The 24,682-nt window shown below is 61.6% G+C and carries 20 protein-coding genes; 13 read left to right on the forward strand and 7 right to left on the reverse strand.

Annotated features, from left to right (window positions below):
• Positions 1–189 precede the first annotated feature (189 nt).
• Positions 190–1,239, reverse strand: a complete 1,050-nt coding sequence (locus tag ABMA59_RS29495) for a prenyltransferase/squalene oxidase repeat-containing protein (RefSeq protein WP_349008948.1) — start codon at positions 1,237–1,239, stop codon at positions 190–192.
• Positions 1,240–2,218: 979 nt separating this feature from the next.
• On the opposite strand from ABMA59_RS29495, the gene ABMA59_RS29500 reads away from it, so the two are divergent.
• The 6 genes from ABMA59_RS29500 to ABMA59_RS29525 are packed head-to-tail and all read left to right on the forward strand — an operon-like array spanning position 2,219 to position 7,725.
• Complete coding sequence (locus tag ABMA59_RS29500; RefSeq protein ID WP_349008949.1) at positions 2,219–2,719, forward strand: acyltransferase; 501 nt, start codon at positions 2,219–2,221, stop codon at positions 2,717–2,719.
• Between the two features lie 2 nt (positions 2,720–2,721).
• The gene (locus ABMA59_RS29505; protein ID WP_349008950.1) at positions 2,722–3,759 is read left to right on the forward strand and encodes a Gfo/Idh/MocA family protein; all 1,038 of its coding nucleotides are present in this window, start codon (positions 2,722–2,724) and stop codon (positions 3,757–3,759) included.
• On the forward strand, positions 3,756–4,862 hold the full coding sequence (locus ABMA59_RS29510) for a DegT/DnrJ/EryC1/StrS family aminotransferase (RefSeq protein ID WP_349008951.1): 1,107 nt from the start codon (positions 3,756–3,758) through the stop codon (positions 4,860–4,862). The genes ABMA59_RS29505 and ABMA59_RS29510 overlap by 4 nt, the downstream gene beginning before the upstream one ends.
• Positions 4,852–5,580 (forward strand): acyltransferase, encoded by a 729-nt coding sequence (locus tag ABMA59_RS29515; RefSeq protein ID WP_349008952.1) that lies wholly within the window; start codon positions 4,852–4,854, stop codon positions 5,578–5,580. Before ABMA59_RS29510 ends, ABMA59_RS29515 begins: the two co-directional genes overlap by 11 nt.
• On the forward strand, positions 5,570–6,544 hold the full coding sequence (locus ABMA59_RS29520) for an NAD-dependent epimerase/dehydratase family protein (RefSeq protein WP_349008953.1): 975 nt from the start codon (positions 5,570–5,572) through the stop codon (positions 6,542–6,544). The genes ABMA59_RS29515 and ABMA59_RS29520 overlap by 11 nt, the downstream gene beginning before the upstream one ends.
• 5 nt (positions 6,545–6,549) lie before the next feature.
• Positions 6,550–7,725, forward strand: coding sequence for a DegT/DnrJ/EryC1/StrS family aminotransferase (locus ABMA59_RS29525; protein ID WP_349008954.1), 1,176 nt, complete (start codon positions 6,550–6,552; stop codon positions 7,723–7,725).
• A 388-nt stretch (positions 7,726–8,113) separates the two neighbouring features.
• Here ABMA59_RS29525 and ABMA59_RS29530 read toward each other — a convergent pair whose 3' ends face one another.
• The 4 genes from ABMA59_RS29530 to ABMA59_RS29545 form a co-directional block, all read right to left on the reverse strand.
• Positions 8,114–9,631 (reverse strand): O-antigen translocase, encoded by a 1,518-nt coding sequence (locus tag ABMA59_RS29530; protein ID WP_349008955.1) that lies wholly within the window; start codon positions 9,629–9,631, stop codon positions 8,114–8,116.
• Positions 9,632–9,700: 69 nt separating this feature from the next.
• The gene (rfbB, locus tag ABMA59_RS29535) at positions 9,701–10,765 is read right to left on the reverse strand and encodes a dTDP-glucose 4,6-dehydratase (RefSeq protein ID WP_349008956.1); all 1,065 of its coding nucleotides are present in this window, start codon (positions 10,763–10,765) and stop codon (positions 9,701–9,703) included.
• Positions 10,766–10,779: 14 nt separating this feature from the next.
• Positions 10,780–11,718: a glucose-1-phosphate thymidylyltransferase RfbA gene (gene rfbA / locus ABMA59_RS29540; RefSeq protein ID WP_349008957.1), complete on the reverse strand. Its 939-nt coding sequence runs from the start codon at positions 11,716–11,718 to the stop codon at positions 10,780–10,782.
• A 75-nt stretch (positions 11,719–11,793) separates the two neighbouring features.
• Positions 11,794–13,071 carry a polysaccharide biosynthesis/export family protein gene (locus tag ABMA59_RS29545; RefSeq protein WP_349008958.1) on the reverse strand — a complete coding sequence of 426 codons (1,278 nt, stop codon included), beginning with the start codon at positions 13,069–13,071 and terminating at the stop codon, positions 11,794–11,796.
• Between the two features lie 601 nt (positions 13,072–13,672).
• On the opposite strand from ABMA59_RS29545, the gene ABMA59_RS29550 reads away from it, so the two are divergent.
• The gene (locus ABMA59_RS29550) at positions 13,673–14,512 is read left to right on the forward strand and encodes a helix-turn-helix transcriptional regulator (RefSeq protein WP_349008959.1); all 840 of its coding nucleotides are present in this window, start codon (positions 13,673–13,675) and stop codon (positions 14,510–14,512) included.
• A 596-nt stretch (positions 14,513–15,108) separates the two neighbouring features.
• Positions 15,109–15,792, forward strand: coding sequence for a sugar transferase (locus ABMA59_RS29555; protein WP_349008960.1), 684 nt, complete (start codon positions 15,109–15,111; stop codon positions 15,790–15,792).
• Positions 15,793–15,979: 187 nt separating this feature from the next.
• Here ABMA59_RS29555 and ABMA59_RS29560 read toward each other — a convergent pair whose 3' ends face one another.
• Complete coding sequence (locus tag ABMA59_RS29560) at positions 15,980–16,219, reverse strand: hypothetical protein (protein ID WP_349008961.1); 240 nt, start codon at positions 16,217–16,219, stop codon at positions 15,980–15,982.
• 309 nt (positions 16,220–16,528) lie between these two features.
• Between ABMA59_RS29560 and ABMA59_RS29565 the strand changes: the two genes are divergently transcribed.
• Positions 16,529–19,429, forward strand: a complete 2,901-nt coding sequence (locus tag ABMA59_RS29565; protein ID WP_349008962.1) for a Calx-beta domain-containing protein — start codon at positions 16,529–16,531, stop codon at positions 19,427–19,429.
• A 133-nt stretch (positions 19,430–19,562) separates the two neighbouring features.
• On the opposite strand, the gene ABMA59_RS29570 is transcribed toward ABMA59_RS29565, so the two are convergent.
• Positions 19,563–19,772 (reverse strand): hypothetical protein, encoded by a 210-nt coding sequence (locus ABMA59_RS29570; RefSeq protein WP_349008963.1) that lies wholly within the window; start codon positions 19,770–19,772, stop codon positions 19,563–19,565.
• 641 nt (positions 19,773–20,413) lie between these two features.
• On the opposite strand from ABMA59_RS29570, the gene ABMA59_RS29575 reads away from it, so the two are divergent.
• The 4 genes from ABMA59_RS29575 to ABMA59_RS29590 form a co-directional block, all read left to right on the forward strand.
• The gene (locus tag ABMA59_RS29575; RefSeq protein WP_349008964.1) at positions 20,414–20,644 is read left to right on the forward strand and encodes a hypothetical protein; all 231 of its coding nucleotides are present in this window, start codon (positions 20,414–20,416) and stop codon (positions 20,642–20,644) included.
• A 331-nt stretch (positions 20,645–20,975) separates the two neighbouring features.
• On the forward strand, positions 20,976–21,557 hold the full coding sequence (locus ABMA59_RS29580) for a hypothetical protein (RefSeq protein WP_349008965.1): 582 nt from the start codon (positions 20,976–20,978) through the stop codon (positions 21,555–21,557).
• Positions 21,538–22,014, forward strand: coding sequence for a hypothetical protein (locus ABMA59_RS29585; protein WP_349008966.1), 477 nt, complete (start codon positions 21,538–21,540; stop codon positions 22,012–22,014). Before ABMA59_RS29580 ends, ABMA59_RS29585 begins: the two co-directional genes overlap by 20 nt.
• Positions 22,015–22,785: 771 nt before the next feature.
• Positions 22,786–24,682 (forward strand): beta strand repeat-containing protein (locus tag ABMA59_RS29590; protein WP_349008967.1); only part of this gene is annotated, 1,897 nt, incomplete at its 3' end.

The raw sequence follows: 24,682 nt of genomic DNA on the forward strand, positions 1-24,682 counted from the left end.
CCCGTATCTGGGCACTCCGTGGCGCAAGTGATCAGCGCCACGGACAAGCGACAAGATCAAGAAACGCCGAGGCCGCCAGCGCGGCCTCGGCGTTGTGCGCCAACCGGCTCTCAAAGCGCAATTTTGTGCGACGTGCGAGCGTTGGTAGAAGCCCTTGCCCGCCACAAGCAACCGAATCTATGATTTCGGTCATTCCACATTGGTAAGGATATTCTCCACGCCCCGAGGCCACGCAGCCTCGCCGCCTGACAGCCATGCGTAGAGCAGCCACCCCAATTCATAGGGCCTGCACTCGTAATCCACCTGATAGGGCGCGAGGTCGACGGCGAGCCTGGGTAGATGCAGGCAAGACATGAGGGGAACTGCGGCGGTTGAAAACGCCCTCACCAATCCTGTTGGCTCACGCCTATAGACTTTGCGCCAGATGACGGCCTGCTGGTCAGACACGAGAGGTTCATCGACGCCAGGGTGCCGTTCGAGCCACTCCAGACCCTTGACGATCGCCCCCCATCGCGGAACACCGCCGGCTTCCTGCAGGTCGAGCAGCGCCATCGGCGCCATGGCATGCTGATAAACACTGTAGACCGGACGGCCTTCGATCACCTGACCACTTCGCACGTCATAGTGCCACCACCATTGGCCGTCCCGCCCCTGCAATCGGCAGATGCGGTCGGCGCATTTCTGTGCCGCGGCCAAAGCCGCCTCGTCACCGTGGGCGGCATGCAAGCGAGCCAGTGCCTGTATCGAATAGACCTGATCGTCAAAGCTTCCGACAGGCGTGGTCCCATGACCGGCATCCGAAGCCGGTATCGTTTCGGAAAACAAACCGTGTGGACCTTGCACTTCGAAAAGATGTCTCGCGGCACTCTTGGCGAGCTCGGATGTGTCAGCAAGATAGCGCGCGGCGAGCGCGGCAAGAACCATCCAGGCGCAATCCACTGTGGTGAGGCGAGCACCAGAGGCGAGTTGACACTCCAAACGATACAACAGCCTCGCCGCGTGCATATTGGCGGCCTCGGCCGCGGCCCAGGCCGCAAGCGCCATTGCCCCGGTGTCGGCACACAGCTCCGCTCGTGTCGCTACAATAATGGCCAGGTCGGCGGCCGTTCCGCCCGCGAGGATTTGCCGTTGCGCGCCGATATCCACGCGCGACAGCCCGAGAGCGACGATCGCGGCATAGCGAAGATTGTCCCCTTCCAGTTGGACTTGTCGCCCGGTCTTTGTTCTGAAGCCACGCAAGGCGTGTCCGAAAACACCTCGCCTGTGCATGCGCGGAAGCCCGCGCCGCGCCAGGTATAGGAGCCGCACGGCTTGTTCGCGTGCGGAGGGCGATACGGCGTCCAGCGCCAGAAGCCGCCCGCTCGAAGCGGTGTCCGGCCAAGTCGCCGGCTCGGCCCGTGAATATCCGGTGCTTACCGGGTGCGCTCGTGCCCCTTTTGGCGGGCAATCCAGTACTGACGTCCGCTGCATCGCGTGCCCCGAGAAACTTGTTCGGAACCAGCTTTGTGACGCTGCTCGCGGACGCCGGCAGCAAAAGGACGCGGCACGGTCTCCTCCCGTCCGAACAAGCGGAACTCTAGGAGGTCCACTGAAATTGACCATTGGACTGAAAGCATTAGGCCGATACGGCTTGTCGGCGGCTGCACGACCGGCCTACTCCGATCGGATTACGCTTTGGCGGATTGAGCACCGAACCGATCGATCAAAGGAGCTACCAGCCTACATCCAGGCATCAACCGTTCCAGCGCGAGAATTTGTTGTCGATCAGGCATTTGGGCTGCTGAATCATCGCCGTTGGTGCTCTCGCGGCAATCGCGCGATATCGGCATGAACGGACAAGTTCGTTAGCCCCTAGACGACGATATCGGCAGGATTCCGGCCGTCGGGGACTGTTGCGAGACCACGATGCCTATCCGCCACCGGGCGTGATGCGGATGGCAAGGCGCAAGACAGGCGCCGTGTGACTGCCGGCGGCGCGCATGGGATGCAAAGTCCGGCAGCGTCCGGGCCTCTTCAATCTTGGGCGACGTCAATACTCCTTTCGGACGCCGCCGTACCGCGATTTGTTTCCTTTACTGATCGGGCGAAAAGAATTCCTGTGAGGACGGAAAGTTTCGCTGAACCCAATGAAGATCTGTCGGCCGTGCGGGCGTTCAACAAATCTCTCGCCTCACTTCAATGGCCTCTTTGATTGGTACCGGGCGGGGTCGAGGGCAGAATGATAGCATCGAATGTCGAGCTGGATGTGGGAGTCGTCATCCACCATCCCGATCTTACCAATCTTTACGGCTGCACGATCGGTGCGGGAACACGGATCGGCACCTTTGTCGAGATCCAGAAGAACGCAACCATCGGCCGCAACTGCAAGATTTCGAGCCATTCGTTCGTCTGCGAAGGCGTGACGATCGAGGACGGTGTCTTCATCGGCCACGGTGTCATGTTCACCAACGACCTCTATCCGCGTGCTGTCGACGCCAGCGGCGCCTTGATCGTCGATGGCGATTGGGACGTCGTGCCCACTTTCGTTCGCGAGCAGGCCTCCATCGGCAGCAACGCCACCATCATCGCCGGTGTCACGATCGGCAAGGGCGCCCTGATCGGCGCCGGTGCGGTCGTGACCCGCGACGTTCCTGACTATGCCATCGTGGCCGGCGTGCCCGCACAGCCGATCGGCCATCTCAACAACATGCCCGCGCGGCGCGTTTTGCCTGGAGAATGAGAATGATCGGCGTCGCCGTCGTCGGCTATGGTTATTGGGGGCCGAACCTCGTCCGCAACTTCAATGACACGCCCGGAGCCCGGCTGGTCAGCGTCTGCGATCTCAACAAGGACCGCCTGAGCGCCGTTCAGAGCCGCTTTCCGGCCGTGAAGATCACGGACGATTTCGAAGAGGTCCTCCGCGATCCGGATATCCACGCCATCGCGATCGCCACGCCCGTGTCGTCGCACTTCCGCCTCGCCATGAGCGCGCTGATGGCCGGCAAGCATGTGTTTGTCGAGAAGCCGATCACACCGTCGGCGGAAGAAGCGCAGCGGCTGGTCGATGAAGCTGCCCGCCGGAAGCTTGTGCTCGCCGTCGATCACACCTTCATTCACACTGCCGCCGTACAGAAGATGCGCGAGCTCGCTCAGACCGAACTCGGCGAAATCTACTACTACGATTCCGTACGCGTGAATCTGGGCCTGTTCCAGCACGATGTCAGCGTGGTCTGGGATCTCGCCGTGCATGATCTCTCGATCATGGATTACGTGCTGTCGCAGCGTCCCGTTGCCGTCTCGGCGACTGGGATCAGCCACGTCGCCGGCGAGCCGGAGAACATCGCCTATCTCAATCTGCTTTTTGAAAGCAACCTGATCGCCCACATCCACGTCAACTGGCTCGCCCCCGTCAAGGTGCGGCGCACCCTGGTTGGCGGCAGCCGCAAGATGATCGTCTATGACGATCTCGAGCCCAGCGAAAAGATCAAAGTCTACGACAAGGGCATCACCCTCAACGGAAACCCGCAGAAGGCGGGCGAGAACCGCTATCAGGCGCTGGTCGGCTATCGGAGCGGCGACATGTGGGCGCCCCACCTCGACGTGACCGAGGCGCTCGGAAACGAACTCCGCGAATTCATCGGCTGCATCGAAAACAACGGCACGCCGACGGCGGACGGACGTGCCGGCCTGAGGGTCGTGCGCATCCTCGAGGCCGCTACCCTGTCGCTTGCCCAGCGTGGGCGTGTCATCGAACTGGAAGACGTAAGGCGTGTAGCATGATCCCATTCCTTGACCTGAAAGCCCAGTATGCAAGCATCAAGCCCGAGCTGGACGCCGCCGTTCTCGGCGTGCTCGCTTCCACGCAGTATGTGCTTGGCGACGAGGTCGCCGCGTTCGAGCGTGAATTTGCCGCCTATTGCGGCGTGAAACATGCGATCGCCGTCAATACGGGCACCAGCGCGCTGCATCTGTCGCTGCTTGCCGCCGATGTCGGCCCGGGCGACGAAGTCATTACGGTTCCCTTTACCTTCGTCGCGACGGTGTCGGCGATCTGTTATGCCGGCGCCCGCCCGGTGTTCGTCGACATCGACCCGGTCACCTTCACGATGGACCCGGCGAAGCTTGCCGCTGCCATCACCCCTCGCACCAAGGCCATCATCCCTGTCCATCTCTATGGGCAGATGGCTGACATGAAGCCGATCATGGAGGTCGCCGACCGCCACGGTATTCCGGTGATCGAGGATGCCTGCCAGGCGCATGGCGCGGAATATGTCGGGCGGCGCGCGGGAAGCATCGGCGTCTCCGGCTGCTTCAGCTTCTATCCCGGCAAGAACCTGGGAGCATGCGGCGAAGGCGGTATCGTCGTCACCAACAACGACCAGCATTTCAAAGCGATAAGGATGCTGCGCGACTGGGGACAGGAACAGCGCTACCACCACGTCCTGAAGGGCTACAACTACCGCATGGACGGCATCCAGGGCGCGGTGCTGCGGGTAAAACTCCGCCACCTCGACGACTGGACAGAGGCGCGCCGGGCGCGGGGACACCAATATTCGAGCCTGCTGGCGGATGCCAAAAACGTCCGCGCACCCGTCGAGGCCGATTGGCGCCGGCACGTCTACCACGTCTATGCCGTTCGCACCCATGATCGCGAGGCACTGCAGCGGACTCTGTCGGCCGAAGGCATCCAGACGGGCCTGCATTATCCGATACCGGTGCATCTGCAGCCGGCTCATCGTGATCTCGGATATTCCGTCGGAGATTTTCCGGAGTCGGAAGCAGCGGCGCGGGAAGTCCTCTCGCTGCCCATCTACCCGGAGATGACGGCGCGGCAGGTTGAACAGGTCGCCGCCGCTGTCAGGCAGGAAGCCTATGTCGGCTGATCCACTCCGCACCGGCCGCACGGTCGCGGCCGTTCATGGCCTGGGCGAGGTATCGCCGGATCCTGAATTCGAGACCGGCCTGAGCGCCAGTCTTAAGGCATCCTACGGGACCACAGGCCTTGTCGAACTCTACGGGCGTTTCAACAATGGCGACGGCCCCGTCGACGCCCTGATGCGGCGTGCCATATGGCGCGGCCTTGCCCGCAGTTGCGGCGCGAAACTGCAGATCGGCAGCGGCGCCGGCTTCAAGCACGCCGAAACCTTCGAGATCGGCAAGGGCGTCTTCATCGGCGCGCAGGCCTATGTCCAGGGCCGCTACGACGGAACCTGCATCATCGGCGACCATGTCTGGATCGGCCCGCAAGCCTATTTCGACGCGCGCGATCTTGTGCTGGAGGAGTTCGTGGGCTGGGGTCCCGGCGCCAAGGTTCTCGGATCGTCTCACACCGCGATCCCCGTGGACATACCGATCGTCAGCACCGACCTTGAGATAAAACCGGTGCGCATCGGTGCCTGGGCGGACATCGGCACCAACGCCACGATCCTTCCCGGCGTCACGATTGGAAAAGGCGCCATCGTCGGCGCCGGAGCGGTCGTCACCGAGGACGTGCCGCCGTTTGCCGTCGTCGCCGGCGTTCCGGCAAAATTCCTGCGTTGGCGCTCCGATACCGAACTGCCGCCGACCCATCTTATCCGGGGGGAAACCGATGAAAAATAAGCGCATTCTCATCACCGGCGGCTCGGGCCTCATCGGCTCGCATATCGCCGACATCGTCTCGCGGGAGCAGCCGCGGGAGATTCTCATTCTCGACAATTTCGTGCGCGGACGCCGCGAGAATCTCCGCGAGGCCGCCGCACGTTTTCCGCTTCGGACGATAGAGGGCGACATCCGCGACACAGCGCTGCTTGCGCGGGTCTTCGACGGCGTGGATATCGTCTTCCACCAGGCAGCCATACGCATCACCCAGTGCGCCGAGGAACCGCGGCTTGCCTTCGACGTCCTTGCCGGCGGCACGTTCAATGTGCTGGAAGCGGCGGTGAAAGCCGGCGTCTCGAAAGTGGTCGCGGCTTCGTCAGCATCGGTGCTCGGCGCGGCGGACAGCTTTCCGACGACCGAGGCGCACCATCCCTACAACAACCGGACGATCTATGGCGCGGCCAAGACATTCAACGAAGGCCTGCTGCGGTCGTTCGCCGAGATGTACGGGCTGAACTATGTCGCCCTGCGCTATTTCAACGTCTACGGGCCGCGCATGGATGTCTTCGGCGTCTACACCGAAGTGCTGATCCGCTGGATGGAGCGCATCGCGGCCGGACAGCCGCCGATCATCCATGGCGACGGCACGAGCACGATGGATTTCGTCCATGTCCACGATATAGCGCGCGCAAACGTTCTCGCCGCCAAGTCGAACGTGACGGACGAAGTGTTCAACGTCGCCAGCGGTACGGAAACCAGCCTGCGCGAGCTTGCCGACCGTTTGGTCAGGATCATGGGTTCGTCGATGGAGCCCCAGTTTGCGCCGGCGCGCAAGGTAAACGCGGTTCCGCGCCGCCTTGCCGATATCAGCAAGGCGCGGGACATGCTTGGTTTCGAGGCCCAGGTCGGTCTCGATGACGGGCTGCGCGATCTGGTTTCCTGGTGGCGGCAGGAGCGGCTCGCCACGGCGGTAGCGGCGGAGTAATCATCATGTCGGTTCAGATTCCCGTTGCCAAGCCGCTTTTGGACGAGCGTGAAGTGGAAGCAGCCCGGCGCGTCATCCTGTCGGGCTGGGTCACGCAGGGTCCGGAAGTGGCAGCATTCGAACGCGAATTCGCGAATTTCGTCGCGGCGCCGCATGCGTGCGCCGTGTCCAATTGCACGACCGCGCTACACCTGGCGCTCAAAGCCGTGGGCGTGGGACCGGGCGACGAGGTGATCACCGTCAGCCACAGTTTCATCGCGACAGCCAATGCGATCCGCTATTGCGGGGCTGTACCGGTGTTCATCGATATCGAGCCGGATGGCTACAACATCGATCCTGATCTGATCGGCGCGGCCATCACCCGGTCGACCAGGGCGATCCTCTGCGTCCATCAGTTGGGAATGCCTTGCGATCTGGCCCGCGTCATGGAAGTTGCTGGAATCAATGGGCTTCCGGTCATCGAGGACGCGGCCTGCGCCATCGGCAGCGAGATTCTCCACGACGAGAACTGGGAAAAGATCGGCAAACCGCGCGGCGATATCGCCTGCTTCTCGTTCCATCCGCGCAAGGTGGTGACCACCGGTGACGGCGGCATGCTGACGACGGCCGATCCGGAATACGACCGCAAGTTCAGGCTGTGGCGCCAGCACTCGATGAGCGTCAGCGATACGGTGCGGCACGGGTCGCGCGAGGTCACCTTCGAGAGCTATCCCGAGCTCGGCTATAATTATCGCATGACGGACGTCCAGGCGGCGATTGGGCGCGAGCAGCTGAGCAGGTTGCCCGAGATCATCGAGAGAAGGCGTCATCTTGCAAGCATCTATGCCGAGCGGCTCAGCAATATTCCCGGACTCGAGCCGCCGGTCGAGCCGCACTGGGCGCGCAGCAACTGGCAGAGCTATTGCGTAAGACTGCCTGAGACGGCCGATCAACGCAAGGTAATGCAGGCGTTGCTTGACCGAGGCATTTCTACACGCCGTGGTGTCATGAATATACATCTCGAGCGTGCCTATGCGGACCCGGCTTCGTTCCGTCGCACGTCGGCCCTGAAGCACAGCGTCGCCGCCCAAAACGAGGCGATCATCCTGCCGCTCTATGCGCAGATGACCGAGGACGAGCTGGGTCGCGTGGTCGATGCGCTTGAAGACATTATGGTACACCATCCCGCGATGGCGGACTGACCCGTCAGGAAAAATCCTAATGGAATCAAGAAGGCCGGTCTCGACCGGCCTTCTTGATTCCAAGGACGCCGATGCGTTTGGGGCCGTGCGTCAAGTTCGGAATATCGAGGAATTTCATCGCACTACCACGAAAATGGCTTGAGAAGCGGGCCGTTGGTCTGACGCAGCCCCCTCGCGAGCATGTCGTGACGGTGTTTTCGGGGTATCTCGCGGTGACGACACCGGCCAATTCGATCCGATGGCGCGACAGGGACGGACGTCCAAAGTGAGTTGTCCCGGAGGCATCCCGACCGCAAGGAGCGGCTCCAGACTTTCGTCAGTCATCTCCGCCGGATAAGTTCGACAAAGCGCGATCAGCGCGCGGCCGGACCCATGAGGCCCCTCGCCTTCAAACCCACTGAGGCAGCCAGCGTCCCAGCGGCAGCTTCTCGCGCGGAAGCAGCTTGAGCAGCATGCGCAGCGAGGAGAAGCAGGCGACGATGACGACCAGCGTCCCGACGGCGGTCGCCTGCCAGGGCGGCAGCATATAGAAGGCAGACAGCACCAAAGCCGCCGCCAGCAGATACGCCATGGCGAGCATCATGTTGACGCCGGACCAGCGGAAGCCGCTCAGGCGGCGGGAAATCCAGTAGATCAGGACGCCGTGCCAGACATACAGCCCGAAGAAGGCGATGCCGGCACCGACCAGCCCGAACTGGCCGACCAGAAACCAGGCAAGCCCGACGTGAACCACCGTGGCGGCGATTTCGGTGAACAGAAAAATCCACCGCGCGCCCTTGGCAAGCACGATGTAGCCGATCGGCCAGGCGACGATCCTCAGCATCATGCCAAGGCAGATCCAGCGCAGCAAATCGACAGCGGCGTGGAATTCGGAAGAATAGAGCACGGTCATGAGCAGCGGCGCGACCGTCAGCGTCGCGATCAGGCCCGGGCCGGCCAGCAGGATGCTGATCTGGGTCTGCTCGTTGACCAGCCGGTTGCAGGCGTCGTTGTCGTTGTGGACGGCCGTCAGGCGCGGATAGAAGTCCGCACCCATCGCCTGGAGGATGAAGCCGGCATAGAGGCCGCCGATAGACCAGGCAGCCTGGTAAAGACCGGCGGCCTCAATGCCGTCCAGCCTGAGCACGATGATCCTTATCGCATAGGCCGCTCCGACGCTGAGAAAGGCGCTTCCCATGAAGGCGAAGCCCAGCTTCAGAAGCACGGCGGTCTCCTGCCGCGTTTCCCGGGCAGTTACGTGGACGGGCACGATTTCGACGCGCCTGCTGTACCACCACGAAACGGCCAGCGTCGTGAACGCCATGGCCAGGATCGTCGGGACAACGCCCTCCTGCCTCCAGACAAGAATGATCGGCACGCATACGACGGTGTTCCAGAACGCCCCCCACATGGTGATCCGGGCAAGATCGCCTATACGCCGCAGGCCCTGGATAAGGGCGGTCTGTCCGGCTGAGATGATGCGCAGCAGCACCGCCGCGGACAACAGCACCACGCCGGCCGTATGATTCCGGTCCTCGAAGGTAAGCTCGGCCACCGGCAAGGCAAACGCCGCCAACAGCAGCATTCCCAAAACCCCAAGCACGATCGAGACGCGGTTGAGGACAATCCCCGTCCTGGCGATGCGTTCCGCCTCGTTCGTTCCCGCCGCCTCGGCGACCTGACGGACGCCGCTCGCCTGCACGCCTAGCCCGGCCAGGGTCTGCGCAAGATCGGCAATGGAGTTGTAGAGGCCCATCAGGCCGACGCCTTCGGGGCCGAGCAGAACCGCGATCACCTTGTTGCGGATGACGGCGAAAACGATGTTGACGATCGACGAGCCGCCGATCAGGGCGGTCGATTTCACAATCTGCAGGTAGGAGGCGCTGCGCGCACCGGCCTCTTCGGACCCCGTCGTCACCGATTTCATGTCAGTTCGGCGCCCCGGTGAAACCTGGACGGACATAGCCCGCGCGGAAGTGATGAAACACGTTTGCCTCTACGCGGCGCTCAGGCGGCCAAGGCGTTGACCGGCATAGGTGCCGCTGCGTATCGGCTCCCACCACCATTTGTTGTCGAGATACCAGTCCACCGTCCGGGCGAGGCCGGTCTCGAAACTCTCGCGAGGGGTCCAGCCAAGGTCCCGCCCGAGCTTGGAAGCATCCATCGCGTAGCGGCGGTCATGGCCGGGACGATCGGTGACGAAGGTGATGAGATCGCGGTGAGACGTACCGTCGCGGCGCGGACGTCTTTGGTCGAGGGTGTCGCAGATCAACTCCACGACCTGCAAATTCGTGCGCTCCGCGTTTCCGCCGATGTTGTAGCTTTCGCCGTCGGCGCCCCGTTGAGCGACGAGGGCGAGCGCGCGGACATGATCGTCGACATAGAGCCAGTCGCGAACGTTGTCGCCCTTGCCATAGACCGGCAATGGCTTGCCGTCGATTGCGTTCAAGATCGTCAGAGGAATGAGCTTCTCCGGGAAGTGGAACGGGCCGTAATTGTTCGAGCAATTCGATAGCGTGACCGGCAGGCCGTAGGTGTGGTTCCAGGCCCGCACCATATGGTCGGATGCCGCCTTGGACGCGGAATAAGGCGACGACGGCGCGTATGGCGTCTGCTCGCTGAAAAGGCTGTCGTCGAAAGGCAGGTCGCCGAAGACCTCGTCCGTCGAGACATGATGGAAACGGAAGGTCTGGGATCGGGCGCCGGACAGGCCGCGCCAATAGGTCAAGGCCGCCTGCAGGAGCCGGAACGTTCCAAGGACGTTCGTTTCGACGAAGGCGGCCGGACCGTCGATGGAGCGGTCGACATGTGTCTCGGCGGCGAGATGGATGACGCGGTCGATGTTCTCGGCGCGCAGGATCTCCAGCACCAGAAGTCCGTCGCAGATGTCGCCCTCGACGAAACGATAATTCGGCAACCGCTCGACCTGTCTCAGCGAGGCCAGGTTGCCCGCATAGGTCAGCTTGTCGAGATTGACGATGCGTTGTTCCGGATCGGCCGCCAGGTGGCGGCATAGTGCCGACCCGATGAAGCCGGCGCCGCCGGTGACCAGAATGTTCATCGGACAATCCTTCTTCAGACGGCCACCGGCTCGGGCGGCGCTTCAACAGGCTCGCCACGCAGTGCGGCACTGGCAACAGGCGGCAATTCGCCGACGAGACGCTTCAGATAGGCGGCGTAAGGTGTCTTCCCGAGCTGTGAAGCACGTTGTAGCACATGCTCGGCATCGAGCCAGCCCATGTCCAGGCCGATCTCCTCGGGACAGGCTATCTGGACGCCCTGGCGCCGCTCGACCGTACGCACGAAGGAGGATGCATCGTAGAGGCTGTCGCAGGTGCCCGTGTCGAGCCAGGCATAACCGCGGCCCAGCCGGCAGACGTTCAACTGGTTGCGCTGGAGATAAACGTTGTTGACCGCTGTGATCTCCAGTTCTCCCCGCTCGGACGGCCGGATGCCGGTGGCGATGTCCACCACATCGTTGTCGTAGAAATAGAGGCCCGTCACGGCCCAGTTGGAGGCTGGTTCGGCCGGCTTCTCCTCGATGCTGATCGCCTTTCCGGTGATCTTGTCGAAGGTGACGACGCCGTAGCGCTCGGGATCGTCGACGTGATAGGCGAAGACCGTCGCGCCTTCGCGCCGCGCCGCCGCCTGCTGGCCGAGACGCGGCAAATCGTGCCCGAAGAAGATGTTGTCGCCGAGAACCATGGCGACGCTGCTGTCGCCGATGAAACGACGGCCGATGATGAAGGCTTCCGCAAGCCCGTTGGGCTGCGGCTGTTCGGCGTAGGACAGGTCCAAGCCGAAATCCGAACCGTCGCCCAACAGGGCTTTGAAGCAGGGAAGGTCCCGCGGCGTCGAAATGATCAGGATTTCCCGGATGCCCGAGAGCATCAGCACGCTCAGGGGGTAATAGATCATAGGCTTGTCATAGATCGGCAGGATCTGCTTCGAGACCGCGATCGTGAGGGGGTACAGGCGTGTGCCGCTCCCGCCGGCGAGGATGATCCCTTTCATGTCGCTCCTATCCAATCGCTGTTTGCAGGTGAAACGCCGTATTGCCGGCAGTCGGCCCGCGGTGCATGGACACCGTCATTGGCTGGCCGCGCTCGATGCCGCTGCCTGATCTTTCGGCGGTGTGGTGGCAATGGTGATCGAAATGACGTCGCCGGGCATCACCACCGTCTGCGGCGACGCGACGATCTCCGCCGATGTTCCTTTGTCGATCCGGGTGATGGCATAGGCGAGAGAGGGTTTTCCCGACGCGCCGATGGATGGCGAGCTTGCCGCAAGCGTCTTCAACAGCAGTTTCTGTGAGACATCGCGCTGCATCTTGAGCTTGGAAAGATTTGCCTGTTCGCTCTGCAGGCTCGACGCGATCTCGGTTTGCTGGCGATCAAGGAGGCCGTCGGCATTGCGTGTAGCCTCCGTTATGCCCTGCCGCGCGCGCATCGTCGCGGTGATCTGGTCCAGACGATCCGTCCGGTAGCCCGCCAGCGTCCGCTCGAGGTCAGACCTTCGCGCCGCAACGGCCAAGCCTTTGTCGACAAGGGTCTTCACGCCGGCCAGTTCGTCTTCGGCCGACTTGATGCTGGCATCCGATGCCTTGATCTTTTCCTGCAGAACATTGACCTCGGCGGTCAGGAGCCCGCGCAGTTCGCCGAGCGACTCGGTTTGCCGTTTGATCTCATTGGCGCGGGCCGCAAAGATGATGCGCTCCTGGGCGAAGATCGCCTTGGCCATCTCATCATCCGGGGCGACGGCCGGAAAGCTTATCTCGCTTGCCCGGTTCATCTCCGCGCTAAGCCGCGCAATCCGGGCTGTGCTGCGTATGATGTCGGCGTCGAATTCCTGCAGTTCGCCTACCAGCTTTACACTGTCCTCGGATTTCTCGGCCGGGGAACGAAACTCACCGCCGCTCAGCGCCAGCGCCTGCAACACCGTCATGCCGTCGCGAAACCGGTATTCCCCCGGTTTCTCGACATCGCCGACGACATAGACCGGCGGATAGTCGAGGACCTCGACGGTCGTTTCCGGCTTTTCGACAAGCATGAGTTTCTTCTGGATGCGGCCGGCGATATCCGCCGCCAATTGCGAAACGTCCATGTTTGCCACCGGCACACTACCAATGACCGGCAACATGATCGTTCCGGACTGCGTCACCTCGAACTCGCCGCCGAGCGCATCCCAGCGCTCATAGGCACCCTTCGGCGGCATCCATTGAATGACCGTCAGACGCAATTTGGTTTGAGCAACCAAGGGCGCTCCGGCTGCCCAGGTCGCGGCCGGCGCACAGAGGCACCCGGCCAAAACCGCGGCGAAGACCGTCAGGCGACGCGCCCTTTCCGTGATCGTTTCCGATAGGCTCATGGTCTGCTCCGACGCGCGGACATTACACTGGACCCCGGCCGCACCGTTGCGGACATCGGATGCGGGCACACGCAGCGCCTCCATCCATCGAGCTATAAGTTTGCGGATTTATCGAACTCTTGAAAAGAGGAAGGAGCATCCCCCGGCCCTCATCAGAATTGACGAGGGCAACTATCCAAATCTTGCCCAGATTTGAAGCCGTTGGTTAATGCCCCAACCAGAGGTGCCATTTCGGGACTACTAATACCCGAAAAGCTTGTACTTCGCAGGTTTGGCCGCCATCCGGCACCTCCGTGGGCGCGATAAATCGTGTCTGCCGGCCGCCGCCCCATCCGGATCTTCGACAGGCTGGAGCATGAAGCTTCGCCAAGCCGGAGACCGGCACTCCGATAGGGGGAAGACGACCGTCAGGTCTAGGCCATTCGGATGATCTGCATTAACCGCGACATGCCGCCAGCCCCGTCAGGTGTAGACCGTTCGTCAGCCGTATTGTGCCGTCGCCGCCGCCCCCCGATGCCGTCTAAAGTCGCGTGGATTGTGTCGATGCGCAACTTGCCGGGCTTTGGCAGGTACTGCCGAAAAATGACAGCGGGTGCCACGAATGATTCAATCTGCGCGCGGGGCCGAACAGCGCGATGTCTGGGCCAACAATGACGGCAAATTCGGCGAGCACTCCGAGCCGCGTCGGGTGATGCTGCTCGTTGCCATCGCCGGCACCGTCTCCGAACGGCTGATTCATGCGCTTTCCCGAGAGTTTCCCTGGATCGAGACCCAGCAGGTTGAAACGGTGGGGGCCGCCTGCACGGCCTTTGCCCATCCGGTGTCGCTTATCCTCGTCGACGCATCGCTTTTGAAAGCGGCCGAGGATGCATCCACCGAATTCTTCAGGATGCATCCGCAAGCGCTGACCGCGGTGATCGAACCCGACGGATACAGTCATCCCAGCGCGCTGCCGGACATATTCGAATCCCAGCTGGTCCGCGGCATCCTTCCGATGAACCTTCGGCTGGACGTTTGGCTTTCGGTGATCAGGCTGATGCTGTGCGGCGGGGAGTATTATCCGCCGGCCGCGGTTCGATCCTGGATGAAAAGGAATGCGAGCCACATGGCGGCAACCCCCAGGACCGCGCAGGCCGTCAATGGAAGCGACCTGTCCAGCCTGACCGCCAGGGAAATACAGATCCTCGAAATGGTTTCCCGCGGCTTGCAGAACAAGACCATCGCCTCGGAATTCGACCTGTCGGAACACACGGTCAAGATTCATCTCCACAACATCATAAGCAAGCTGGGCGCGCACAACCGCACCGAGGCCGCCGCCAAGTTCCGTAATTTCCAGATGCATGGCCCGGCGACGGCGACCAGCCAGTTCCCGAGTTCGATCGAGACAAGGCGCCTGCGGCCCGAGCTTGCAACGCTGGGCGAGGGCAGGAACAAGGCTTGAGCCGATGGCCGACCGCGCCAGCCTCGCCGCGTTCTCTTGTGCAGGACCGATGGCCGGCGCCTTTTCCGCGTCGGGCTTTTCGGATCGGCGCGTGGTGGCACCTGACTTCCGGCGCACGCCGCGGCCAAATTCGGCAAGTGGGAGAGGGTGGCCGTAACTGACCGTGCAACGCCGTCCGTTGCGAAATCGGCATAGAGAGCCTGTCGTGTCCGGGCGAATGCAGAACCCACTGCATCGCTGCCGCGCATTTATATCTCTGCAAACGATCCTGAAACGTTACAGATACTCTTCACCCAAAAGCAAAACTAAGAGTTGTTTGTATTGGATTTTCAGCTTGGAGTGACAAAATATCGCACGTGTATCCTCGTACTCAACTTCAATAAACCAATGTGTCTAGATACAAATTGCTACCGTGTATTTATTGATCTGTCCCGCCCTTTGAAGAAATATACTTTACCTATGGGCGGGGTTTGAGATCTACAGAAGTCACATCATCATCGTTTTAAACGTATTCATGATGCGTAACAGAGCATGCACTTACGTCGGTGCGTGCTTAGCTTCTGTACCAGTCTCCATCCCTATTGCTGGAGACCTATATGTCGGAAAACTACTCTCACCCGTATCTACCTACCCTTTCGGATGATCTGGCATCATCCAATCGGCGGGTCGGTTCGAGGTCCATCTATCTCGCCTTGAAGTTCGGCTTCGACATCGCGATCGCGCTGGTCCTGGCTCCGTTCGTCCTGTTGATCGTCGGCATCCTGGCGCTGCTCGTCCGACTTGACGGAGGCGCCGCGTTCTATCGGCAGCCGCGGGTCGGGAAGAACGGAAAAGTCTTCACCCTGTGGAAGCTTCGGACAATGGTTCCGGACGCCGAACGGCATCTGCAGACCTACCTGAGGGAAAACACCGCCGCCCGGCTGGAATGGGAGAAAGTGCAGAAACTGAGGGACGATCCGCGAATCACGCGGCTCGGCCGTTATCTGCGGAAATACTCTCTCGACGAATTGCCGCAACTGCTGAACGTGCTGCTCGGCCATATGAGCCTCGTCGGCCCTCGCCCCATGTGCCCGGAGCAGCGGTCGGAATATCCAGGCGTCGCCTACTACGCAATGCGGCCGGGGATCACCGGGCTTTGGCAGGTGAGCGAACGCAATAGCTGCTCATTCGCCGAACGCGCACTCTATGACACCCGCTATGCCGGCATCATGTCGTTCACAACCGACCTGCGCATACTGCTTCTCACGCCAATGGTCGTCTTCCGCGGAACCGGCCTTTGAGAGCACCGGCGCGAGCCGGTCTCCCCTATCTTGTCCCGCCCACCGCCATTCCTGCCTGCCTTATAATGAGCGATGAACCCGGATACCCCGGAACCAGGCTTTCCAGCCTGGTTTAGCGCGCGATGAAGTGGCGCGAGCGCCTCGGCGCAGCCCCGCGCCGAGGATTTTGTTTTTGAACAACCGCCTTTCAGCTGGTCTTGACTCCCCGGCCTTTCGCACCGGATCCGCCGGCACGCAGCATGTCCTGGATCTGCTCGAAAGCCTCCTGAACGGAGAACGAACGCGCCTTTGCGGTTCCATTGGCGTCCGTCGTCGTCGAGTCCAGATAGATGGTCGAGCCGCCCACCTGCCGGGCCGAAACATGCGTAATTCTGGCCGACGAAACCAGGATCGCCTCACCATTGTTCTTTGTCAGTTGAATCCACATGAATTGCTCCCTGCCAGTTTTGTTCCTGGATTATGGAGGCATTTGACTGCCGCAGCAATCCGCCCCCTTCGGCTTTTCGCTATTGACAGAGAGCGTACTTCCCGCGGCAGGCTGCGAATTCTTCAAACCCTGAGATTTGAACGGCGAATGATTGACATCCATCGGGCTAGATGAGGCGGTATTCAGTAAGCAAATTGCATTAGTCGGCACCAGCTCAAAGTACAACTTACCGATCCATCGACAGTCTGTGTTTTTGTATAAAACCGGATGTGTAATGTAAGCTTTTCATTTTCGGGGATGGAGTCTGGCATGCATGCAATCTCCTTGAAAAATTTCTCGCTCCTGGAAGGAGATGCGGGCAGCCAACTTGCCAGGTTCACCGTGACGCTCGATGCGCCGGCCACTGAACGCGTGACATTCTACTATTATCTGCAGGATGGTTCCGCATCGTCGCTCGATGGCGACTACCAGAGGCAGGCTTCCAGCTACACGTTCCCGATAGGCTCATCGACGGTCGATATACAGGTCGTCATCGACGGCGATACGCTTATCGAAGGAAACGAGACTTTCCAGCTCGTGCTCTTTGCCGGAGACAATGCGTCCTTGCCGAACAACGCGGCCGCATTGCTCGCGACAGGCACCATCCTCGACAACGACGACGGCCTGCCGGACACCCCTCTGGGAAGCTACGGCACCGCCGTCGAACTCGGTGGCGGCGAGTCGGCATCAAATACCTTGCCGACAATCAGCGTGCGCGACGTCGCCATGATCGAGGGCGACCGGGGCGTGGACCTTGTCCGCTTTCTGGTGACGCTGGACAGGCCGGCTACCGCGCCGATCACATTTCTATACAGTCTTCAGGACGGATCCGCTTCGGCGGGTGCGGGCGACTTCGATTTCACTTACGGGACGGGGAGAATCGCAGCCGGTCAGCAGGCGGCCTATCTATCCTTTCCGTTCAGCGGCGATACGAATCTCGAGGGCAACGAGACAATCAAATTGGTGCTGAGCGGCGCGCAGAATGCCGTCTTCGCCGAAAACGCGCCTGCGCTCATGGCAACCGCCACGCTCATCGACGACGATCAGGGCGCGCCCAACATGGTAGGCGGCATCGGCGGCTTCAGCAAGAAGATCGTCACCGCGGCAGCGGATGACGGGCCACCCAAGATCGATGTGATCTCAACGAGCGTAAGCGAAGGTAACAGCGGCTACACGATGGCCTTTGTTCACGTGCTGCTGTCAAAGCCTGCCGCCAGCGACGTGAGGGTCAACTTTTCCACCCAGCCAGGCTCCGCCAACTCTCCGGACTTCGATGCCGCGAGCGGCGTCCTTACGATAGGCGCGGGGCAGACAAGCAGCTATGTTCGAATTGCCATAAGGAACGACAGCCTCGTCGAAGGCGACGAGAGCTTCACCGTCGTTTTCAGCAACCCTCTTTCGGCAGTCTTCCGCACCGGTGGCACAAGCGCCGTTGCGACCGTGACCATTCGCGACAATGACGGCGGCGGCACCGCCGGCAGTGCCGACACCGGACCCGAATTCCAGTTCTTCAACACGCCGAGCAACCGCGATGACGTTCTCACCGGCACCTCGAAATCCGACGCGATCGATGGACTGGCCGGCAACGACGATGTTTCCGGCCTGGGCGGCAATGACGCCCTGAGCGGAAACTCCGGCAACGACCTGCTGAACGGCGGCGTCGGCAACGACAAGCTCTACGGCCAGGACAACAACGACATGCTGATCGGCGGGACCGGCGCCGACTATCTCAGCGGCGGCTCGGGCACGGATACAGCCTCTTATGTGGGCTCCCTCACCGGGGTGGTGGCGAGCCTGTCCAACCCGTCGATCAATTCGGGAGATGCGGCGGGCGACACCTACAACTCGGTCGAGAACCTCATCGGCACCAATCACAGCGACGGGCTGAACGGCAGCATCGGCGCGAACGACATCAGGGGCGGCACCGGCGACGACGCAATCAAGGGCTACGCGGGCAACGACAAACTGTACGGGCAGGACGGCGACGACCTGTTGAACGGCGGAGACGGCGCCGACAATCTGAGCGGCGGTACAGGCAACGACGTTGCCAGTTACGACGATGCGCTGTCCAGCGTGGTGGTCGACCTCGAAACGCCATCGGTGAACACAGGGGACGCGGCGGGTGACACTTTCAACTCCATCGAGAACCTGGTCGGATCCGCATTTAGCGACAGCCTGCGCGGCAATGCGGGCGCGAACGTCCTTGTCGGAAGCACGGGAAATGACAGCCTGTTCGGCCGCGACGCCAACGATACGCTGGTGGGAGGAAGCGGAACCGACACGCTGAGCGGCGGGCTTGGCAATGACGCCGCCAGCTATTTCGACGCTTTGGCAGCCGTCCGTGCCGATCTGGAGACACCGGCCATCAATCTCGGCGATGCCGCGGGCGACACCTTTAATTCGATCGAAAACCTTGTCGGTTCGATATACAGCGACAGCCTGCGCGGAAACAGCGGGGCAAACGCCATTGCCGGCGGGGCAGGCAACGATGGGCTCTACGGGCGCGACGGCAATGATGTCTTGTCCGGTGGCGCGGGAGGCGACACGCTCAGCGGCGGCTTGGGCACCGACACCGCCAGCTACGGCGATGCGACGGCTGCGGTTCGTGCCGACCTCGAAACACCTTCCATCAATCTCGGCGATGCCGCCGGCGATACTTACAATTCAATCGAGAATCTCGTGGGATCGGCGTTCAACGACAGCCTGCGCGGAGACAGTGGGAAAAACGCCCTGACCGGCGGCAACGGCAATGACACGCTTCTCGGCCGGGCGGGCGACGACACGCTGGTCGGGGGCGCCGGGAACGACACGCTCACGGGTGGCCTCGGTAAAGATATCGTGACCGGCGGAACCGGCAATGACATCTTTATCATCAACGGCTCGCTCGACGCCGCCGCGAATCTTCAGAGGATCACTGATTTCCTGGGAGCCGTCGACAAGATCCACCTCGAGAACGCGGTTTTCACCGCTCTGGCCTCGACCGGAACCTTGGCGGCCGCGGCATTCCAGATCGGCGCGGCGGCACAAGATGCGTCAGACCGCATCGTGTACAACCAGGCAACCGGCGCGTTGATGTACGATGCGGACGGCAATGGCGCAGGGGCTGCAACCCAGTTCGCGACGCTCAGCACAGGTCTGATTCTAACGAATGCCGACTTCGTAGTGATCTGAACGTTCCAGCGGGGCCGACCGATCGACATGCCGGCCCCGAAAGACTCGGGGCGTACTCCGCGCTGGCCGCGCAGACCCTAAATGGTCACGAAACGCTTCACCCCGCAGTCGAACCACGAAGTCACGCCGCGACTTATGACACGCCGACCAGTGCGCTCAATTCGGACCGAGAAAAATTCAGCGTGTACTGATATGCCGACTTCTGGTCGTACATCCCGCCCGCGCGAAAAGAGATACGGACCTCCCCTTCGCCCACCACGCTGACCTCGGCGGACTGAAGAGAATCGTCGAATATCGTCGTGACTTTTCCCTCACGCTTAGCAGGGCCAACTTTTACTTTCATGGAACCCAACCCTTGTATACCCCATTTGAAGTATATGCTCAGTTTTCAGAGGATGTCTAGGGCGACGACCTTTCATGCGGATAAGTTTTCCGTGATGAGATATAGCTCCTTCGATCTATATCTCATGGCAGCGCAGCCAACGCAAAAACAGGCAATCGTAAAGAAACAGCTAATTTTTGACCCCACGGCGGTCACAATCGGAATAAAAGCCGCGCCACCTGCTCACAATCCCTCAAATCCTCCCACGAATCATCCCTAGCCATGGGAAAACAACCCGCCGGTTGCGTCACCGCATCAAAATCCATTCATAGTATTTTTATCTTATATGTCACTGGTATATTTGATTTCAACTGGCGTGTTGTTTTCAACATTTCAGAATATCTATCCTATATACGACGCAATGTGGGCCGTTCTGCCGATTCGGCCGGACGACCCGCTGCACGGCGATCCCTGCGATCGGACGTGCGTGAACCATCACTGAGCGGATCGGCGGACATCGACGCAATGCTTGCCACCAAAAAGATGCCTCGGCCCACTCCTTTTGGCTGAGCCAGTTACGCGCCTGCCCACCTAAGGGATGGATCACCGGCCAACCCGAGAGCCCGTATTGTTCTCGACGTCTCATCGTCATGGAGGTTGCCGTGTCTTTTCTTAAGGCAATATTCTGGCTCGTGCTGATCGGGCTGGTGACATCTCCGGTGCTTGCCGGATATCTTGGCGGCGGCTTCGGATCGATCTCCGGCGGAGGTTCGGGCAATCCGAGGAGCGTCGCCGTTCCCGGACCCGTTGCCGGCGTCGGAATTCCCGCGCTCGTGGTCGTGGGTGGCTATGTCTGGCTGTCGAGGCGCAAGCAACGGGCCAAGGGCAGGTAAATGATAGCGACGCGGTCTGCGCATATGCGGTGAAGCATTGTCGACGGCTCACACAGCAGTTGAGGCAACGACCGGGGCCGTTCGCTCCAGCCGAATGGCTTGGCAATCGGTCGGCGCGTCGACGTCCTCGCGTTCGCTTTTCTTCGCGGCTCTCGTCGGCATAGGATTTGCCAACGGCGTCAGCGAGAAGATCCATCAATCGGTCAGCGAACTCGGGTTGCTGGACGCCTTGTTCAATACTTTCGATATCAGCCTAATAGTTTGGGGTTCGTGTTTCGCGGCGTTCGCAACGTTTGCCCGCGCGGCGTCGGACCAAGTTCGACGAAACGATATGCTTGTGGGCGGGCTCGCCGGCCTTTCGTTCCTGGCGCCGGTGCCTGCCCTGAGCTGGCTGGGCCTTTGTCTGATCGCGCTCTATCTCCATTCGACGGCGTCGGAGGCGATCATGCGCCGGGTTGCGGCGATCGTGTTTGCGATGACCCTTCCCTTGTTCTGGGCGCGTCTGCTCTTCGTTGCCTTCAGCGACACCGTCCTTGGCATAGACGCAAAACTGGCCGGTTGGCTGATCGGCACCACCCCGCAAGGCAATGTCGTGCCGCTCGCCAATGGCGCGGGGTCGATGTTCATCGCTCCCGGCTGTTCATCGGTTGCGAATCTTTCGCTCGCCATTCTGAGCGCCACGGTCTTCTTGAATTTGCGGGGAGGCCGCTGGTCGCCCGCGGCACTGGCCTGGACCGCGTCAAGCGCTATCGCCGTCGTCGTAATCAACGTCGTGCGGATCGGCCTTATCGGCATCTATCCCGCGCAATACGAGCTGATCCATGGCCCGGTCGGCGCCAGCATAACGAACTGGCTGGTTCTCGCGGTCGTCTTCGGCATCGGCTATCACAAAATTGGCCGAGATGCGGCTTAGTCTCGCCCTCCTCTTGCTTCTCGTCGTCAGCCTTGCCGGCAAGAGCATCAATTTTGCACGCGACGGCGAGATCGATGCCGACGACAGCGCTGCGATCACGGCGTATCTCGAGGCACGCGGGCTTGCCGTGCAACCCTTGGACCTGGCCAGCGCTCCCTTGTGGATCGTCGGAACTCGAGGCGACTGCCGGATGCGTGTCACCGACGTCGCGCCGGAGGGATGGTCACGCACGATCATCGCGGAGCAAACGGCGGGTGAAAATCTGACCTATGCCTTCGCCGGCGCATTCTTCGCGGAGCAGCCCGCATTCAGGACACAGCTCGAGAAGTATCGGCGGCGGCTGGTCCGCTACGCAGGGTTTCAGGCGCCTGAGTTGAAGATCCGCGCGATCGCGGTCGCGCCAGCCTGTCCGCCGGACCTTGTTCGCCCCGAAGACGCGGCGCTGCTGTCGCAGTGAAGCCGACGCGCAGGATGCACGCGCCGGCATCCACCCTCCCGCAGGAGACTGAAAAAACGGATTTTCACGCCGGCTACCGGGCCTGGCCAAAAAAAGCGCGCGCCATATCCGCATGTTGGCAGCAGGACTCAAGTCCAGCGCTTGCAATCGGATGAGCGCGCGTACCCGGATTTCACCCCAAAGCTCTGGAGCGTAGGTAGAACAGGCTAATCCATAGGGACTAGGGCGGGTCTAGGAAGGCTCAATTGACCGCAAAGTAGGTCTCCGCCAAAATTAAATCCACAAATCGAGCTTGGGTCACGTGCTGATGAGGGGAGCAGCGGCATTCAAATATAGATTGAGTGCGCAGCCATGTTCAGCGTGTTCTGTCTTTGACAGCGGCGCCGCAACATCATGACCATACTTCAGTAAGCTCACCGTAACCGTCGAAAGACAATTGACGCGCCGATTTCATCGGGCGCGGCGGAGGAGTCATGTACGTGTCTGCAGGGATAAGCCTGATGCCGGTTCTTGTTCCGGGCGGGTCCGTGGCCATCAGGGGCCGGACGAATCCCGCGGCTGGCGGCATTGCCGGCACGGCGGCGGGACCTTTGCTCGCGGACGTTGTGCGCTTGGCCGCGCCAGCCCTCGCCATTTTCGCCGTTTCCGACGGCGCAGCATCGACGGGCACGACCCTGCCGGCTGCACGGACCGGAGCTTCCGGATCGCGCCGCTCGATTAACCCTGCCCCGGCCCGCACGCCCGGCAACAAATCACTTCTGTGAGGATATCATGTCTGTCACTTTGAATCTGAATAACACGGGTGGCATCGGCTCGACCGCCTTCACCGAACAGACGCCGGTCGTTCTGTTTTCGACCGCGACGGTGGCGACAGCCAATTCCGACAGCGGAAACACCATCGACATCATTACCATCAGCCTTGGCGGAACCGTAACCGCCACACAAAGCCTGTCGTTGAACAGCGCGGCAACGACGGCGGCAACAGGGGCCGGAATAACGGTTTCGTACAATTCGAGCACGGGGGTGCTGACCCTATCGGGCACCAACAAAGCCACCACAACCTGGCAGAGCATCCTGCAGGGCGTGACCTACAACGACACAAGCAACTCGCCTGCCTCGCCTGGAAGCGTCTCGGTCGTTGCTACCAACAGCGGCACCGGTAACACCGGCACGGACACGCACAACATCACCGTCTCCGCGGTCAATGACGCGCCGACCGCCGCGATCACGCCGACAAGCTACGCGGCGACAGAACAGACCAGCCTCACCCTGCACGGGACCGGTCTTTCCATCAGCGACGCCGATGCCGGCACGGGGTCGATGACCGTGACGCTGTCAGTCGGCGCGGGCGCGCTCACCGTCACCGCTGGTACCACCGGTGCATCCGTCTCCAATTCGGGCACGTCTACCGTCACCATCACCGGCACGCTCACGCAGATCAACAATTTGCTCGCCGGAACCGGAGGCGCGACCGCGACCTACCTCAACAATTCGGACACGCCAGCCGCCTCGACCACGCTGACCCTGCAGGTCAGCGACAACGGCAATAGCGGAAGCGGCGGCACCTTGACCGCAAACGATACCGCCACGATCAACATTACGGCTGTGAACGACGCGCCGACCGCCGCGATCACGCCGACGACCTATGCGGCGACCGAGCAGACCAGCCTCACCCTGCACGGGACCGGCCTTTCCATTGCCGACGCCGACGCCGGCAGCAGTTCCATGACGGTTACCTTGTCCGTGGGGACCGGCACCCTCAATGTGACCGCAGGCACCACTGGCGCATCGGTCTCCAATTCGGGCTCCTCGTCGGTCACCATCACCGGCACGCTCACGCAGATCAACAACTTGCTCGCCGGCACGGGCGGCGCGACCGCAACCTACATCAACAGCTCGGATGCGCCCGCTGCCAGCACCGTTCTGACCCTGCTGGTCAGCGACAACGGCAACACCGGAAGCGGCGGAACCTTGACCGCCAGCGACACGGCCACGATCAACATCACGCCGGTCAATGACGCACCGGCGGCCGTAATCACACCGACAACCTATGCCGCGACCGAGCAAACCTCGCTCACCCTGCATGGAACCGGTCTTTCCATCAGCGATGCCGACGCCGGCACGGGCTCCATGACCGTGACGCTGTCCGTGGGCGCGGGCGCCCTCAACCTCACCGCAGGCACCACCGGCGCATCCGTCTCCAATTCAGGCACGTCGTCCGTCACCATCACCGGCACGCTCACGCAGATCAACAACCTCCTCGCCGGTACTGGCGGCGCGACCGCGACCTACCTCAACAATTCGGACACGCCGGCCGCCTCGACCACGCTGACGCTGCACGTCAATGACAATGGAAGCACCGGCGGTGTAGCTCTGACCGGCAGCGACACGGCCACCATCAACATCACCCCGGTCAACGACGCGCCGACAGCGGCACCCGTCGATCTCGGCGCCATCGCCGAGGACGGCAGTCGTGTGATCACGTCGGCCGAACTCTTGGCCGGCGTCTCCGACGTCGACGGACCCGCGGCAACCATCACCGGCGTCTCCATCCAGTCCGGCAACGGCTCGCTCGCCGACAATGGCGACGGCACCTGGACCTATACGCCGGCCGCCAATGACGACACATCGGTGACGTTCGGCTATACCGCCTCCGACGGCAGCCTCA

It is taken from the genome of Mesorhizobium yinganensis (genome assembly GCF_040081985.1).
Classification (GTDB): Bacteria; Pseudomonadota; Alphaproteobacteria; order Rhizobiales; family Rhizobiaceae; genus Kumtagia; species Kumtagia yinganensis.